The sequence below is a fragment of the Pseudomonadales bacterium genome, from assembly GCA_024234215.1.
Classification (GTDB): domain Bacteria; phylum Pseudomonadota; class Gammaproteobacteria; order Pseudomonadales; family UBA5862; genus JACKOQ01.
In genome coordinates, this window is record JACKOQ010000003.1 from 354,267 (window position 1) to 370,275 (window position 16,009).

The window sequence follows — 16,009 nt, forward strand, 5'->3', positions numbered from 1 at the left end:
GCGCGCGGTTAAAGCAAGCATTGCGCCATTTCTGTGCGAAACCTCGGCAACACACCCCTGGGCTGGCGCGTCAAACCCTGAATCGACGCACAGCCCCCCGCAGCACCCGATCAAGCCGTGCGGCCCGTCGCGCAGTCGGCTGACCATAACGCAGGACCATGTAGGCCCGGCTGATGCGGTTGACCTCAGCGGCAAGATCGGGACGCATCAGCACAAGACGGCGGGCATAGTCGGCCGGCGGCTCGCCGGGCCGGCGCGCCAGCCCGGCACTGGTCAGGCGGCGACAGAAACGTTGATAACTGCGATCGGCAGGATCGAGGTGCGGCCCGTTCCGGCCCGGCAACAGCCAGAACAGCGGCAACAGCATGGCCAGCAGCAGCACCAGCAGCGCGGCACGCGCCAATGTCACGCCATCCACCCCTTCGAACCACTGTCCCAGCCACTGCTGTTGACGGGACAGGTCGTAGCTCAATACCGTTCGATGCCAACGGTACTCGGCGGCATCACGGAAAAGCTGGAGCCAGTGCAGCCAGGCGGCAGGCCGCCAGCCAGCTTCCGGCACAGCAGCGGTCAGCGGCTCGCCTGCCAGGGCGGCACGCACCGCGCTCTGGCTGACCCGTTCCGGCGCAATGGCCGCTGTCGGATCGACCCGGAGCCACGTCATGGCGAGATCACTCCAGACCTCGACCCAGGCATGGGCATCACTCTGGCGCACGATCAGATAGCGATCGATCGGATTCAACTCACCACCATGGTAGCCGGCCACGATGCGAGCGGGCAGTCCAGCGGCGCGCAGCAGAAAGGTCAGCGCACTGGCGTAGTGCTCGCAGTAGCCGCTGCGGGTTTCAAACAGGAATTGATCGATCGGCTGATCACCCAATAGCGGCGCTTCAAGCGTGTAATGGAAAGGCTGGTCATGAAAATGGTCGAGCACCTGCCTGACTACCGCTTCGGCGGCTGGGTTCTGCGCGCGCCACTGCTCAGCCAGCTTCCGGCTGCGCGGATTGCCGCGCGCGGGCAGTTGCAGATAACGCTGGCGCTGCTGCACCGAAAGCGTTGCCGGCGCGGTGTCTGTCTGGCGTCGCAACGCAAAGCGGCGGCGCTCACTGATCGGCGTGCTGCTTTGCAACCGACCGTCCGTGAGCTTTCTGATGGTCGAATCACCGCTCGATGAGTGATCGAGCGCAAAGATCCAGCGCTTGCCGGTCGGCTCCATCACCAGCTCATAGGGCACTCCTTGTCCGGAAGAGGCCATCGGTGCGTCGGCAGACTGAAGGCTCTCCTGTCGCCAGTTGCGTCCATCGAAGTGGGCCAGCACCAGACCGCGCCAGAACAGCTCGGCGGCAGGCGGAATTTCCCCTTCGAAACGGGCCCGCAGCACCAGTTCATCCGTCAGCCGCAACCGGCTGATGTCACCCGGGCCGATCTCTTCGGCAAAGCCGCTGCGGGCAGTCGAACTGGAGAGCGGAATCGACCAGAGCGGCCCGATGCGCGGAAAAAGCAGAAAAAGCGCCACCATCAACGGCAGACTCTGCCCCAGCAGCCGCGCGGCCCAACCGAGCGCCCGCATCGGTTGCTGCCCATGCAACAGCACCAGCCAACTGGTGACGATCAGCAGCAGCTCGAACAGCGCGTAGCCCGCCATCAACAGGCTTTGGTCGAACAGAAACTGTGCCAGCATGACAAAGCAGCCGAGCAGGATCAGCACCTGCCCATCACGCCGACTGTTCAGCTCCAGCCACTTGCCGGCAAACGACAGCAGCAACAGCGCCACCGCCGGCTCCACCCCCACCACACCGGCATAGGTGGCATAGATGGCGGCCAATCCCGACAGCAGCAGCGGCAGCCGCAGCCAGAGCGGGACCGCATCAGGTCGACGACGCCACCAGAGCGACCGGATCGTCAACGCGGCCGCGCAGACCGCCAGCAACAGCGGTGGCATCTGCGCCAGTTGCGGCAACAGCAGCGCCAACGAGAGCGTCAACAGCCAGCAAAATGACGTGGGCGACAGCGCTGCGGCGGCATTCCGCTCGACCGGGATCAATGCACCATCCTTTTGTTGCACCAGCTTGGAGACATTGAAGCGCAAAAGCGTCAGCGGTGGCGAAAGCGGCCACCGCCACGACGAAGATTCAGCCACTCCCTGCTCGGCATGACCCGAGGAATGAAAAACCCCGGCACAGGCCGGGGTTTTTTACTCAATCGGCCATTACGTCAGCAATGGCCGGACACAAGCCGGTTGTCGAACGAAACTCACTGTTTCGCTGCATATTTTGCTGGCTTGATCAGGTAGTGCGCGATGGCGGGAAGCATCCAGACCGCCCCGACCATGTTCCACAGGAACATGAAGACCAGCAGGATGCCCATGTCGGCCTGGAACTTGATGGGCGAGAAGACCCAGGTGCCGACCCCGAGCGCCAGCGTGAAGCCGGTGAAGAACACCGCCTTGCCGGTGGTTCTCAGAGTGTGCAGGTAGGCCTCGACCAGGTCATACCCTTCACTGAGAAAGGATTCCAGCTTGGCGAAGATGTAGATTCCGTAGTCGACGCCAATGCCGACCCCCAGCGCCACCACCGGCAGCGTCGCCACCTTGAAGCCGATGCCCATGATCGCCATCAGCGCCTCACAGAGAATGGAGGTGATGATCAGCGGCGTGATGATGCAGATGGTCGCCAGGATCGAACGGAAGGTGATCAGACAGAGCACGGTCACCGCTGCATAGACCAGCAGCAACATGCGGTTCTGTGAATATTTGATCTCCTGGTTGGTGGCGGCATCGATGCCGGCATTGCCACCGGCCAGCAGCAGCTGCTTCTCCTCGCTGTTGTTTTCGGCCGCGAACTTCTCGACCAGCTCGGCAACCCGCTGCAACGTCTCGGCCTTGTGGTCATAGAGCGACACCTGAACATAGGCGACGCTGCAATCCATGTTCATGCCGGTGATGCCGATCTGCGTGGTCAGCAGGTTCTGATCACGCGCCAGAATCGACCATTTCGGGTTGGCCTCGGTGGTGTTGAAGCTGTAGTACTTCGCCTTGGTCACCAGCGAGAAGACCGACTGTACGCCTGGGTCATTCTCCAGTGCCCAGGTCAGCTGATCGATCAGCACCGCCGAGGAGTACTCGGTACATTTGTCCGGTGCGGTCTTCAAAAACACCACCATCACATCGGAGCTGGTGGAGAAGTTCGCGTTGACGTAGGCATTGTCCTTGTTGTAGACCGAATCGGGTCGCAGCATCGGCTGCCCGGCATCCAGGTCACCGATCTTGAGGTCAGCGCGGAAATAGAATGCGCCACCCAGCAATACCGCGGAGATCAGCAGGGTCACAGGTGCAATCCTGCCGCTGGCAAAGCGCGACATCGCATTCCATACCGGCGTGTCCTTGTTCAACTGGGACTGAGCATGTTTGATGCTGGCCTTGGTGACACCGATGTAGGACATCAGCAACGGCAGCAGCACCAGGTTGGTGAACAGGATCACGAACACCCCGAGGCTGGCGGTGACGGCCAGCTCCTGGATCACCTTGATCGGAATCATGTAGAGGGTGGAGAAGCCCACCACGTCACACAGAATCGCCACCGCACCGGGGATGTGCAACACACGGAAGGCGCGACGGGCGGCCATCAGCTTGTCCTCGCCCTGCCCGGCCTCGCTCGATATCCCCGAGATGATCTGCACGCCATGGCTGACGCCGATCGCGAAGATCAGGAACGGAACCAGCACCGAATAGGGGTCGAGGCCATACCCCAGCAGCTTGACCAGACCGAGCTGCCAGACCACGGCGATGATCGAACAGAGCAGCGGTACGACCGAGCTCTTCCAGCAGTGTGAATAGATATAGAGCAGGACGAAGGCGATCCCGATCGAGATCACGAAAAACAGCCCAATGAGCTGGAAGCCCGAGATCAGGTCGGCGATCCACTTCGGAAAGCCAACGATATGGATCTTGATCTGATCGGTCTGATACTTGGAACGGATGTCCTGCTCAAGCTTCTTGGAAAACGCCAGATAGTCGAACCGTTCACCCTTGCTGCGGTCGACCCCGACCAGCGGTACCTTGATGATGGTCGCCTTGAAGTTGTTGGCGATGTAGGTGCCGATGTGGCGTGACCGCAGGACATTCAAACGCACCTTCTCGATCGCCTCGGGCGTGCCATCGTAGCCGCTGCCGATGATGGCATCCCCCTTCCAGCCGACTGGCGTGGCCGCCTCCCAGCGCAGGCCGGCCGACCACATGGAGATCATGTTGCCCTTGTCGACGCCCGGTGTGTAGAAGACGTCATCGGCGATCTGTCGCAAGGTCTCCAGATACTCCTTGGTGAAGATGTCACCATCGACCACTTCGACCGCGATCTGCACCGCGTTCCCTGCGTTGCCGCCGGTCGGCATGTACTTCATCGAGTTCTGGATGTAGGGATGCTGCAGCGGAATCAGCTTCTCGAACTGCACATCGGGGCGAACCTGAGACATCTGGTAACCCAGAAAGCCGGTGATCAGCAGCACCAGCACCAGAATCGCAATGCGGTTCTCGAAGACCAGCCGCTCCAGAAATGGAACGTGATCAATGTTTTTATTTGAGACTTTCATGTTGGAATCCCGCTTTATGCCTCAGATCAATCAGTGTGGGAGGTCGAGCCCTTTGGGGGAGATGCGCTTGACGCCGGCAAAACCAACCGTCAAGAAATTGCCGTCCCCGGCATCGATGATGTTGGCCATGTGCACCCGGTCATCACGCAGGTAGACGCCAAGACCACTGCCATCGCTCTTCTCGGTGATGAACAGACCGTTGTTGCCGATGAAAACCGGTTTACCATCAGCCCCGATCAGGCCATTCTGTACCGAAAACTCGGTGTGGGTCGGCATCGCCGTCCAGCTGCCGCCCTGATCATCGCTGTAGGCCACCTGGCCGACCATGCCAGTGATGTAGAGCCGCTTGCGCGCGACATCGGGCACGATGGAGTAGAGGCTGCGCGGGCTCACCTTGGGAATGGTCTGCCAAGTGGCGCCATGGTCGGTGGAGCGGAAGATGTTGCCGGTCTCGCCAACGATCAGCATGAGGCCTGAGCCATCGCCCCAGATGTCGTAGTTGTGGTTTTCGGCATTCTGCAGCTTGTGCGCCCAGCTCTCCCACGTCTTGCCGCCATCGGCGGTGTGGTAGAACTGCGCATAGGAGCCGACCGCGAAACCCTCGCTCTGGTCACGGAACCAGACATTGAGCAGCGGTGAGTTGCTGGCCTTTTTCAGCGCCTGGATGCGGTCCTCGGCCTGGAACAACCGCTCATCCAGTTCGGCACGGGCCGCTTCGTCATTGGGGTCGGCCTGGTCGAGTGCGGCCTGCGCCTCGTCGATCTTCTTCTGCCCTTCGGCAACCAGCTGGCTGGCCACGCTGTTTGGCATCAGGCCATCGTGCTGCTTCTCCCAGGTGGCACCGCCATCGACGGTTTTCAGGATCACCGCTGCGTCACCGACAGCCCAGCCGGTTTTGTCATCGACAAAGAACAGGTCGGTCAGGGTGAGCTGCACCGGCACCTTGGCCTGCTGCCAGTTTTTGCCTTGGTCATCGGAATAGACCACGATGCCATACTGACCCACTGCCACCAGACGGGTGCCGGCCTTGGCCACGCCGAGCAGCAGGGTATGTGCTGCCTTGGGCATCGGCACCGCCGGTGCCTCGATGGGGTCGACGACCGCATGGGCGTGCAGCGCAAACCCCATGGCCAGCGCGCAAAGCGACATGCCAAGGCGCCGAAGCGATTGTGGACGCCTGCTCAGCCCTGAGAATCTTTGGCTAATCCATCGCCCCGATGGGTTGCGAGCACAACCCATTCGATCGTTTTTGGCAGATAGCATGAACTCCCCCTAGAAGATGCTGTCGTTATTATTTCAGCGCGCCATGTTAACCGGGCTTGCGGATGGAATCTAACCCTCTGCCATTCCCGCGACAGAGGGTTTCGTTTCTACCCCGGTTTCCAGCACGAAAGCGGCGACTCCGCCTGCGCACTGTTTCATTGGGTAACGAAACCTGCATTCAGTCACCCGGCCCACCGGACAACTGCCAGACATGCTTCAGCGAAGCGACACCCATCCACCGCGGCTGATGCCCAAAGCCAGCAGGATACCGATCAGATCAGCCCCCAGGTCCAGCAGCGAGCCGTCCCGTCCCGGCACCCGCAGTTGCAGCAGCTCGATGGCAGCGCCATAGCCAAGCATCACGGCCAGAACGCCCTGCCCAGCAAGACGCCTTGACCAGCCATGACGCAACAGCAGGGTCAGCGCCAGAAAAGCCAGCAGGTGGTCGCTCTTGTCGTTGCCGGAGGAGAGCGTTGCCGGTTGCGGAGTCAGCGCCAGCCAGCCAACCAGCAGAAACAGCAACCCAAAGGCGATCCGCAGCAGCGGCTCCAGTCGGCGCCTGAAGCTTTCAACAGTTGACATTGCGCACTCCGCTCTTGGTTCGAGTCGATCACTCGGGTCGATTTCTGCTAGGCTAGCGCCGCTTCGATTTCTGTCACTTCATTCGCCACGAGGCCTTCTATGTCACGCACTTCCGGCATGCCCGATCTCGGCATGGATGCCAACACGCTCTATCTCGAAGAGACCTTCACCGACCAGCGGGTCGGCACGCTGCGCCGTCTGACGCCGGTCACTGCGGCCGGCCAGCCCGACGGCAGCCGTCCGGTACTGTTTCAGGGGCAGACGCAACTGATGACCCAGGTCGGCCCGCTGCCGCTCGATTTTAACATCGAGGCCAGTTCGCTCGATGAAGCCGTCGCCCGGTTCGGCAGCAGCGCCCAGCAGGCGCTGGAGAAGACCCTGCGCGATCTTGAAGAGATGCGCCGCGAATCGGCCTCGTCGCTGATCATCCCCGGCGGTGGCGGCCCCAGCGGTGGCCCGCTGGGGGGCGGTCCGCTCGGCGGTGGTCGGGGCGGCAAGATTCTGCGTTGATCATCAGTGACGAAGGAGGATACCCACAATGAAGAGCCGTGCCGCCATCGCGCTTGCCCCGGGACGCCCGCTCGAACTGGTCGAAATCGACGTGGCCGAACCGCGCGCCGGCGAGGTGCTGATTCGCAACATCGCCACCGGCGTCTGCCACACCGATGCCTACACCCTGTCGGGCCGTGATCCCGAAGGGCTGTTTCCGGTCATTCTCGGCCATGAGGGCGGCGCCATCGTCGAGGCCGTCGGCAGCGGCGTCCGCAACGTGGCAGTGGGCGACCATGTCATCCCGCTCTACACCCCCGAGTGCGGCGAGTGCAAGTTCTGCCGCTCCGGCAAGTCGAACCTCTGTGTCGCCATCCGTGCCAGCCAGGGCAAGGGGGTGATGCCCGATGGCAGCAGCCGGCTGTCGTTCGAAGGCAGGATGGTCCACCACTACATGGGCACCTCGACCTTCTCGGAATATGGCGTGCTGCCGGAGATCGCGCTGGCCAGGGTGCCGAAGCAGGCGCCACTGGACAAGGTCTGCCTGCTCGGCTGCGGCATCACCACCGGTGTCGGCGCCGTGCGCCACACCGCCCGGGTCGAGGCCGGCGCGACCGTGGCGGTCTTCGGCCTCGGCGCCGTCGGACTCAGCGTGATCCAGGGCGCGCGCATGGCCAATGCCGGACGGATCATCGCCATCGACATCAATCCGACCAAGTTCGACTTTGCCCGCCAGCTGGGTGCCACCGACTGCGTCAATCCCGCCGAGCATGGCCTGCCGTTGCAGCAGGTGATCATCGACCTGACCGACGGCGGCGTCGATTACTCGTTCGAGTGTGTCGGCAATGTCGATCTGATGCGTGTCGCGCTGGAGTGCTGTCACCGTGGCTGGGGTGTCTCCACCATCATCGGTGTCGCCGGGGGCGGCGAGGAGATTCGCACCCGCCCCTTTCAACTGGTCACCGGCCGTCGCTGGCAGGGGAGCGCGTTCGGCGGCGTCAAGGGACGCAGCCAGTTGCCGGACTACGTGCAGATGTACCTCGACGGCAAGCTGGAGGTGGACCGCTTCATCACCCATACGCTGCCGCTGTCCGACATCAACCGGGCGTTCGAATTGATGGGACAGGGCCAGAGCATCCGCTCGGTGGTCTACTTCTGAGTCGTTCGAAAATGTCTGCCCGCACCACCGCCTGCTGCGGGCATTGGACAGCGTGAGAAGACGGCTGCTGCCGCACTGACGTCAACGCCCCCCCGGCAGAGCCCGACTGAGCGCAGTGCCGCAGCAGACACCCGGCTACGCCAGGATCTGCCGCAGACAGTCCGCCACGCCGCGCGGATCGGCCAACATCGCCATGTGGCCGCATTCGAGCACGAAGGTCGAATCACAGGGGGTGGCGCGCACCATCCGCCGCTGGTTGCCGAACTCCACGACCCGATCGGCCCGGCAGTGGATGTAGCTGCGCGGCAGCCGGCCAAAGCGGTCATCGCTGAGCACGACCGGTGTCACGAAGGGCGCCAGCGGCTGTGGCACCAGCCGTTCCCTGGCCCAGGGCAGCTGTTGCAGGCAGTCGTGGTAGAACAGCTCGGTGAGACTTTGCTCCGAAAGGCGCAGACTCAACCCGCCATCCGCCGGCTGCGCCAGTTCGACTTCGCGGCGCTCCAGCACATTGTCGACCAGGCTCTGGCCGCTGCGCGGCAGCAGCGCCGCCAGATAGACCAGCCGCTCGATCCGCTCCGACCGCTGCTGCGCCGCCTGACTGATGACGATGCCGCCCATGCTGTGACCGATCAGGACCACTGGCAGGTCGATGGTGTCGATCAAGTCGCAGATCGACTCGACATAGCACTCCAGCGACAGCTGCTCCAGCGGCCGCAGATCGTCGCCATGGCCCGGCAGATCGGGCGCCCAGACCCGATGGCCCTCGGCCTCCAGCAGCGGCTGCAGATCGCGCCAGCACCAGCCGCCATGCCAGGCGCCATGCACCAGCAGCAGATTGGCCACTACTTGCCCATGCGCTGCTGCATCGCCCGCCCCATCTCGGCCAGCACGCCGGCGGCGATGGGGTCCTGGCCGATGTTCTGCCAGTAACTTTTGAGTCTGGGCCGCGCGGCCAGAATGTCGGCTTCGCCAAACCGCGGTGCGAGCGCCACCACGAAGAAGAGCGCCGGCGCCAGCGTGCAGTCGGCCAGCGTCAGCCGGTCGTCGACCGCATAGCGTTCACCCGCGATGAACTGTTCGAGCTGATCGAGCCCCTTCAGCAGCTCAGCCAGCTTTTTCGTCACCAGCGCCGTGTCGCGGGTGGCCGGATTGATCTGGCCGAAGATCTCGAACAGTGGCGCCAGTACATAGAGGTCGGCAATGCGCGACAGCGTGCGCACCAGCGCCCGATCCTCCAGACTGGCCGGCCGCAACGGCGGTTCAGGAAAACGGTCTTCGAGGTATTCGCAGATCACCTCGGACTCGGGAATGATGCGCCCATCGACATGCAGCGCCGGAATCTTGCCCACCGGATTGACGGCACTGCGATCCGCCGGCGGCGCAGCCAGCTCGACCGGCAGGTGCTTGGCACGCAGCTGCATTCGGCAGCGCGCGGCGAAGGGGGAGAGATCGCTGTTGTAGAGTTTCATGCCACTGCTCTGCTGTGATGTTCGATTCAGTCGTTCAGCCGACCTTCTCTTCGGAGATCGGGTAACCGGCCGCCTTGGGAATGGTCAGAAAGTTGCCTTCGGCACGCTGTTCGATCCATGGCTGTACCGTGACGATCGGTTCGCGCCCGGCGCGGGCAATGGCCTCGTCGACCGTCTGGCTCAGGCCCAGCTTCATGATGTTGAGCTTGGTCGGAAAGATCACCGTGTAGGTGCCCTGCTGTGCCCCCTCCAGCGCCTGCTGCGGGGTGATCCAGACCGAGTCGACCGACTCGCTGCCATCGTGGGCGGCAACGTGATCACTCGGCGCCTTGGCCAGATAGAAGCGGGTATCGAACCGCTTGGGCACCATCTCCGGCGTGATCCAGTGGGCAAAGGGGTGCAATTCATCGATCGCCAGTTGCAGATCTTCGCGTTCGAGAAAATCGAAGAAGCCAATCTTTCCGTTGACCAGTGCACCACGCTCCGGCTCCAGCGCCTTCAGCCGAACGCCATCGATCAAGGCTGCCGAGCCACGCGGCCGGGCCAGCAACACGCCACACTCCTCGAACGCCTCGCGAATCGACGAGACATAGTAGGCCAGCGCCTCATCATCGAGTCCGTCGGCCGCGGTGCAGCGGGCGCGCAGCCGGGAATCGTAATCGCCCTTGTCGGTCTTGCCACCCGGAAAGACCAGTGCGCCGGAGGCGAAATCGATCTGGTGGTGACGCACCACCATGAACACCTCGATGCCCTGCGGGCTGTCGCGGCAGATCAGCACGGTGGCTGCGGCAACCGGGTTCACGGCTGTTTTCTGATTCATCTTCGCGCTCCTTGTGGTGCTGCCGCCCGTGATCAGCCGCTCGAGCGGATCACCGCCTCGCTCCGGACGGTGCGGCAGGCTTTTTCATTATTTTCGGATGGTCTAGATTGACGGCGCACGCTAGCAGCTTGCCCGGTGGTTTGGCAATCGCAGCGCTCAGGGTACTGCGCGCACGGACCATTGCATGCAACATGGTTGATCTTCCGCATGCTTTTGCGGATACTCCATTGAATTCAACAGGCTGTACCTTGACCGCCCCCGGCTGTCACCGCCACTTCGATGATTTGTTCATGGAGTTTCAGAAAACATGGACCGTTCAACGGCAGAGCACGCTGCATCGATCCCCCAGCCGCAGCGCCAGGCACTGATCTTCGGCGGTTTTGACATGCAGCCGAAGCACTGCCGCGGCATCGCCGACCTCTACCGACAGCACGGCGCACAGAGCGTGACGCCGCTGTGCCACTCATTGCAGCAGATGACGGTGGTCCGGCTGGGAGACCGGCAGGCACGCCAACTGGCCCACCGCTTTGCCTCGTTGACAGCGCACGACGAGGTCGTGGTGCATCTCTACTCCGGCGCCGTCTTCATCTTCTTTCGTCTGCTGGGCTACCTGCCAGTGCAGGCCCGCCAGGCGATCCGCGCGGTGGTCTTCGAGTGTTCGCCAATGGACTGTCAGGCCGAACAGTTCGGCCGCTTCGCCAGTTGGCGACTGGGCCGCGACTACCGTCGTCGCCATGCGGCGCCCTTCGTGCTGCTGCGGCCGCTGGCGGGCATCACCCGCCGTTTCGAAAGAGATCACCACGCCGCGATGCGACTGCTCGATGCCGAAACAGCGGTCCATTTCATCCTCTGCGACAATGACCCGATCATCGACCCCGGCTATGTCACGGCCTACCACCGGGAGCTCTCGGACAGAGGCCACGCCACCTCGCTGACACTGCACCGCGGCGCCCGCCACTGCCGGGCGCTGTCGGACTGTCCGCAACCCTATCAAACCGACCTGTCGCACTTTCTCGACCGCCACTGGCGCAGCCCACAACCCGTGCAGTACCCGATGCAACGGCGGGCGGTTGCCGCACTGTGAGCGGCTGAAAACCACTGCCCGACGCATGTCCAACACCTTCTTACAATAACCACAACAAGGAGAAACCCTGTGTTCAACTTCATCTCCTGGATCGTCGACCACCGCCGCACCGTCGTGCTTCTGGTCGGCCTGATCACTGTCGGACTGCTGCTGCCGCTGCGCCACATGGAGGTGATCGTCGACACCGACCAGTTGCTGCCGCAGAGCCACCCCTATGTGATCGCCACCAAAAAGGTCGAGCAGATCTTCGGCAACCGCTACACGGTGGTGGTGGGCATGACCGCCCGCAGCGGCACGGTGATCGAGCCGAAGTTGCTGGAAAAATTGAAGGGGCTCACCGAGGCACTGAACAGGATCCCCGGCGCAGTGCGGCCCAACCAGCGCAGTCTGGCCTCCAGCAAGACCAAGAACATCGTCGGCACCGAAGAGGGAATGAGCGCGCGGGCGATGTTGGCCAAGCTGCCGCAGAGCGAGGCGGAACTCGCCGCACTGCGCACAGCAATCGACAACAATCCAGTCTATGACGGTGTGCTGATCTCGAAGGACCGCAAGACCGCCGCCGTGGTCACCGAGGTTAAATCCAACCCGCTCGGCTTCGGCGCCATCGAGCGTGACGTGCGCGCCGCCATCGCCCCCTTTGCCGATGAAAGTGTCGAACTGATGGTGACTGGCCAGCCGATCTTCCTGTCGGCGCTGGAGCACTTTTCGGACCGCATGGGCTTTCTGCTGCCGATCGCCCTGCTGGTGATCGGGCTGCTGCACTTCGAGGCCTTTCGCACGATACAGGGGCTGGTGCTGCCACTGGTGACGGCGCTGCTGGCAGTGGTCTGGAGCCTCGGTATCATGACCTGGTTCGGCATGCAGCTCGACCCGTTCAGCAATGTCACGCCGATTCTGATCATCGCCGTGGCGGCTGGCCATGCAGTGCAGATTCTGAAGCGCTACTACGAGGCCTATCACGCCATCGAGCCGCACAGCGAAGACAAACGCGCCGCCAACCGCGCAGCGGTGGTCACGGCAGTCAGCGCCATCGGTCCGGTGATGGTGGCGGCCTGCGTCATCGCTGCGGCCAGCTTTCTGTCATTGCTGGTGTTCGGCATCCAGTCGATCCGCACCTTCGCCAGCTTCTCGGCGCTCGGTATTCTCAGCGCGTTGGCGATCGAACTGACCTTCATCCCCGCCGTGCGGGCGATGCTGCCGCCGCCCAGTCCGAAGCTGGTCGAACTCGAACACAAGCGCACGGTGTGGGACCGCATCATCGATCGGCTCGCCACGGTCGCCCTGAGTCCAAGACGCGGCTGGATGATCGTCGGCGGCCTGCTGCTGGCGGTGGTTGCGGCCGGCGGCACCACACTGGTGGTGCAGGACAACTCGCTGCGTTCCTTCTTCACTGCGAGTCAGACCATCCGGCAGGAGGATGCGGTGATGAATGCCCGCCTGGCCGGCAGCAACACGCTCTATGTACTGATCGAGGGTCAGCAGGACGACGCCATCAAGGATCCGGCCATCCTCAACGCGATGCTGACCACCCAGCGGCAACTGGAAAAAGATCCGCTGGTGGGCGGCACCATCTCGCTGGCCGACTTCATCGTGCGCATGAACCGGGCGATGCATGGCGATGATCCAGCCACCGCCACCATCCCGGCCGATGCCAATCTGGTCGCCCAGTACCTGCTGCTCTACTCGATGTCGGGCGATGAGGGCGACTTCAACAACTATGTCGACCCGAGCTACCGCAACGCGGTGATTCAGGCCTTCGTCAAGACCGACAGCTCGGCCCATGTCAAACAGCTCGAGGCGCAACTGCTGCCGGTGATCCGCCAGGCCTTTCCGCCCGATGTCACCGTGCGCATCGCCGGCAGCATCACCACCCCCCTGCGATGAGCGAGATGATCGTGCAGGGCAAGATCATGAACCTGCTGCAGATGGCCGGGGCGATTCTGCTGATCGCCAGTGTGATGTTCCGTTCACTGTTTGCCGGACTGCTGCTGATCATCCCGCTGGCGATGACCGCGCTGGTCAACTTCGGCCTGATGGGCTTCTTCGGCATTCCGTTGCAGATCGCCACCTCGACAGTGGCGGCGCTGGCGGTCGGCATCGGCGCCGACTATGCGATCTACTTCACCTACCGACTGCGCGAGGAGTTGCGCCGCGACGGTGACATCGAGGCCGCCACCCGCCGCGCCTACGCCACCGCCGGCAAGGCGGTGCTCTATGTTGCCACTGCGGTGGCCGGCGGCTATGGCGTGCTGATCTTCTCGATCGGCTTCAACATCCACCTCTGGCTCGGCATCATGGTCGGCGTCGCCATGCTGGTCAGCGCGCTGACCGCCCTGACACTCTACCCGGTGCTGCTGCTGATGCTGAAACCGGGTTTCGTCTTCGGTCAGGCCCGGCTCGAACCGGCCGCGGCGACGCTCGGCCTGCTGGCGCTGCTGACGCTCTGGCCGACCGATCAGGCCCATGCGCAGCAGGATGCCGACGCGCTCGATGCCACCACGGTGATGCAGCGCAGCTATGAAGTCACGCTTTACAAGAGCACACGGCAGGCGGCCACCTTTGTGCTGGCCGGCAGCGATGGCAAGAACTTCGAACGCAAGGCGACGGGCTATTCAAAACTGGCCGATGACGGCATCCACAGCTCACGGCTGACCCGTTTTCTGTCACCGGCCAACATCAGCGGCACTGCCGTGCTCTCGGTCGAGAACAGCGACCGAGAGGATGACGTCTGGGTCTATCTGCCGGCGCTGCACAAGGTGCGCCGCCTGGCCGCCGGCGAGAAACGCGACTCCTTCGTCGGCACCGACTTCAGCCATGGCGACGTGATCGGGCACAAGGTGGCGGACTGGAACCACACGCTGATCAAGAACGAAACCGTCGATGGCGCGCAGACCGCCGTCATCGACAGCGTGCCGCGTGACGACACCGTCAAGAGCTCCACCGGCTACGGCCGGCGTGTCTCCTGGGTGCGTCTCGACAACTGGGTGCTGGTGCGCAGCGAGTTCTACGACGAGACCGGCGCGCTGCTCAAACGCTTCTCGGCGCGTGATCTCAAGCTGGTCGATGCCGCCGCCCAGCGCTGGCAGCCGATGGAGCTCTACATGAAGAATGTCCAGACCGAGCATGAGTCGACCATCCGCTATCACGAGTTCGAGGTGGGGGTGGCCGTACCGGCCAATGCCTTCTCTTCCCGTGCGCTCGATGTGCAGCCATGAGGCAGGTCGTCAGTACGACGGGCCTCACCCTCCTGCTCCTGCTGGGCGCCGCTGCGCAGGCGATGGAGCCACTGCCGGGGTGGCAGACGGCCAGCGAAGCAATCGGTCTCAGCCAGTCGCTGCGCTTCGGCTACTGGCGCTCGACCCGCAGTGTCGATGACCAGATCAACCTGCTGCCGGCATCGCTGTGGCTGCGTGAGCGCTACAGCTTCGACTCCGGGATGACGCTCCATGCCGAGGGCTGGCTGCAGAGCAAGGATGTCGCCCACCCATGGCAAGCGGAGTCACGCGGCGAACTGCGCGAAGCCTACCTGCGCGACACCCTGGGTGATTTCGACATCCGGTTCGGCCGTCAGATCGTCGCCTGGGGTCGCGCCGACCGCATCAATCCGACCGACAACCTGAGCGCCCGCGATCTGACACGGATGTTCGTCGAGGATGACGATCTCAAGCGCGGCAGCACTCTGCTGCGGTTGGCCCATCCCCTGGGTGAGACAGCCGAGCTTCAGCTCTACTGGATTCCGGAGTTCCGCCCCGAGGTGCATCCGCTGGCCGAACGGATCGGCCCCTTCTCGATCGCCGGCGACGACCGCCGTCCCACTGACAACAGCCAGCACGCCATCAAGGTCGATGGCAGCCGCGATGGCCTCGACTGGTCGCTCTCCTGGTTCAACGGTCACAACCCCAGCGGCGACCTGCGCGCGCTCGACGCCGCCCGGCCGCTGATCCTGGTGCGGGAGTATGCCCGCCAACAGACCTTTGGCGCCGATGCCGCGACCGTCGTCGGCAACTTCAACCTGCGCGCCGAGGCCGCCTACACCGACTTTCCCGACCGTGACGCGGGCGACCTCTCCAAGCGCCCCTTCCTGTTTGCCGTCTTTGGCGGCGACCGCAACCTGGGTGAGCAGTTCAATCTGAATCTGCAATACCTGCTGCGCCGGGTGTCGGATTTTGAACCGCTGGAGCGTCTGGCCAACCCGATCGAACGCGGCATCGCCACCATCAATGCCGTCGAGGCCGGCCAGCGCGACCGTTACCAGCGCGGCGCAACGCTGCGGCTGGCCTGGAGCAGCAGCGACCAGCGGTGGCGGGCCGAGCTGTTCGCGCTGCAGGACTTCGGTCAGCATGATGGCATCGTCCGCACCCTCATTCGCCATGACCTCAGCGATGATCTGCGCCTGAGCCTCGGGCACGAATGGAACCATGGCGAGAGCGACACGCTGTTCGGCAGCCTGCACGATAACAACGGCCTGTTCATGGAGCTGCGGCTCGGTTATTGAGCCCCGGCCTCGCGCCGCACCACGCTCCCGTCACCCTCGATCGCCAAGGATTGAAGTCGCG

Annotated in this window: 13 protein-coding genes; 6 read left to right on the forward strand and 7 right to left on the reverse strand. The window is 63.3% G+C overall.

The features are described 5' to 3' along the window. Window positions 1-70 precede the first annotated feature (70 nt). From H7A13_08365 to vanZ, 4 genes are all read right to left on the reverse strand, one after another. Window positions 71-2,140: a DUF3488 domain-containing transglutaminase family protein gene (locus H7A13_08365; protein MCP5333357.1), complete on the reverse strand. Its 2,070-nt coding sequence runs from the start codon at window positions 2,138-2,140 to the stop codon at window positions 71-73. A 113-nt stretch (window positions 2,141-2,253) separates the two neighbouring features. Further along, window positions 2,254-4,587 carry an RND family transporter gene (locus H7A13_08370; GenBank protein MCP5333358.1) on the reverse strand — a complete coding sequence of 778 codons (2,334 nt, stop codon included), beginning with the start codon at window positions 4,585-4,587 and terminating at the stop codon, window positions 2,254-2,256. A gap of 30 nt (window positions 4,588-4,617) precedes the next feature. After that, window positions 4,618-5,736, reverse strand: a complete 1,119-nt coding sequence (locus H7A13_08375; GenBank protein ID MCP5333359.1) for a hypothetical protein — start codon at window positions 5,734-5,736, stop codon at window positions 4,618-4,620. Window positions 5,737-6,066: 330 nt separating this feature from the next. Continuing rightward, on the reverse strand, window positions 6,067-6,432 hold the full coding sequence (vanZ, locus tag H7A13_08380) for a VanZ family protein (protein ID MCP5333360.1): 366 nt from the start codon (window positions 6,430-6,432) through the stop codon (window positions 6,067-6,069). Between the two features lie 132 nt (window positions 6,433-6,564). On the opposite strand from vanZ, the gene H7A13_08385 reads away from it, so the two are divergent. Together H7A13_08385 and H7A13_08390 are read left to right on the forward strand one after the other, a co-directional pair. Beyond that, complete coding sequence (locus H7A13_08385; GenBank protein ID MCP5333361.1) at window positions 6,565-6,942, forward strand: hypothetical protein; 378 nt, start codon at window positions 6,565-6,567, stop codon at window positions 6,940-6,942. A 28-nt stretch (window positions 6,943-6,970) separates the two neighbouring features. Beyond that, window positions 6,971-8,080, forward strand: a complete 1,110-nt coding sequence (locus H7A13_08390; protein MCP5333362.1) for an S-(hydroxymethyl)glutathione dehydrogenase/class III alcohol dehydrogenase — start codon at window positions 6,971-6,973, stop codon at window positions 8,078-8,080. 135 nt (window positions 8,081-8,215) lie between these two features. Here the strand turns inward: H7A13_08390 and H7A13_08395 are convergent, their stop codons facing one another. Genes H7A13_08395 through H7A13_08405 form a run of 3 tightly spaced genes read right to left on the reverse strand, consistent with a single transcriptional unit; the run spans window position 8,216 to window position 10,369 of the window. Beyond that, a complete protein-coding gene (locus H7A13_08395) occupies window positions 8,216-8,923 on the reverse strand; it encodes an alpha/beta hydrolase (protein ID MCP5333363.1) in 708 nt (235 codons plus the stop codon). Then, window positions 8,923-9,549 (reverse strand): glutathione S-transferase family protein, encoded by a 627-nt coding sequence (locus tag H7A13_08400; protein MCP5333364.1) that lies wholly within the window; start codon window positions 9,547-9,549, stop codon window positions 8,923-8,925. The genes H7A13_08395 and H7A13_08400 overlap by 1 nt, the downstream gene beginning before the upstream one ends. Before the next feature lie 34 nt (window positions 9,550-9,583). After that, complete coding sequence (locus tag H7A13_08405; GenBank protein ID MCP5333365.1) at window positions 9,584-10,369, reverse strand: NUDIX hydrolase; 786 nt, start codon at window positions 10,367-10,369, stop codon at window positions 9,584-9,586. 307 nt (window positions 10,370-10,676) lie between these two features. Here H7A13_08405 and H7A13_08410 point away from each other — a divergent pair, with 307 nt between their 5' ends. From H7A13_08410 to H7A13_08425, 4 genes are all read left to right on the forward strand, one after another. After that, window positions 10,677-11,453: a DUF829 domain-containing protein gene (locus H7A13_08410; GenBank protein ID MCP5333366.1), complete on the forward strand. Its 777-nt coding sequence runs from the start codon at window positions 10,677-10,679 to the stop codon at window positions 11,451-11,453. Window positions 11,454-11,522: 69 nt separating this feature from the next. Continuing rightward, window positions 11,523-13,337: an MMPL family transporter gene (locus H7A13_08415; protein MCP5333367.1), complete on the forward strand. Its 1,815-nt coding sequence runs from the start codon at window positions 11,523-11,525 to the stop codon at window positions 13,335-13,337. Beyond that, a complete protein-coding gene (locus H7A13_08420) occupies window positions 13,334-14,668 on the forward strand; it encodes an outer membrane lipoprotein-sorting protein (GenBank protein MCP5333368.1) in 1,335 nt (444 codons plus the stop codon). The genes H7A13_08415 and H7A13_08420 overlap by 4 nt, the downstream gene beginning before the upstream one ends. Beyond that, on the forward strand, window positions 14,665-15,948 hold the full coding sequence (locus tag H7A13_08425) for a hypothetical protein (GenBank protein MCP5333369.1): 1,284 nt from the start codon (window positions 14,665-14,667) through the stop codon (window positions 15,946-15,948). Before H7A13_08420 ends, H7A13_08425 begins: the two co-directional genes overlap by 4 nt. Window positions 15,949-16,009: the final 61 nt, after the last annotated feature.

Excerpts from the sequence above, each read along its gene's own strand:
- H7A13_08390 (MCP5333362.1), top strand. The coding sequence starts at position 6,971 with ATGAAGAGCCGTGCCGCCATCGCGCTTGCCCCGGGACGCCCGCTCGAA.
- H7A13_08405 (MCP5333365.1), bottom strand. The coding sequence starts at position 10,369 with ATGAATCAGAAAACAGCCGTGAACCCGGTTGCCGCAGCCACCGTGCTG.
- H7A13_08410 (MCP5333366.1), top strand. The coding sequence starts at position 10,677 with ATGGACCGTTCAACGGCAGAGCACGCTGCATCGATCCCCCAGCCGCAG.
- vanZ (MCP5333360.1), bottom strand. The coding sequence starts at position 6,432 with ATGTCAACTGTTGAAAGCTTCAGGCGCCGACTGGAGCCGCTGCTGCGG.
- H7A13_08425 (MCP5333369.1), top strand. The coding sequence starts at position 14,665 with ATGAGGCAGGTCGTCAGTACGACGGGCCTCACCCTCCTGCTCCTGCTG.
- H7A13_08420 (MCP5333368.1), top strand. The coding sequence starts at position 13,334 with ATGAGCGAGATGATCGTGCAGGGCAAGATCATGAACCTGCTGCAGATG.
- H7A13_08370 (MCP5333358.1), bottom strand. The coding sequence starts at position 4,587 with ATGAAAGTCTCAAATAAAAACATTGATCACGTTCCATTTCTGGAGCGG.
- H7A13_08385 (MCP5333361.1), top strand. The coding sequence starts at position 6,565 with ATGGATGCCAACACGCTCTATCTCGAAGAGACCTTCACCGACCAGCGG.
- H7A13_08375 (MCP5333359.1), bottom strand. The coding sequence starts at position 5,736 with ATGTCGCTTTGCGCGCTGGCCATGGGGTTTGCGCTGCACGCCCATGCG.
- H7A13_08400 (MCP5333364.1), bottom strand. The coding sequence starts at position 9,549 with ATGAAACTCTACAACAGCGATCTCTCCCCCTTCGCCGCGCGCTGCCGA.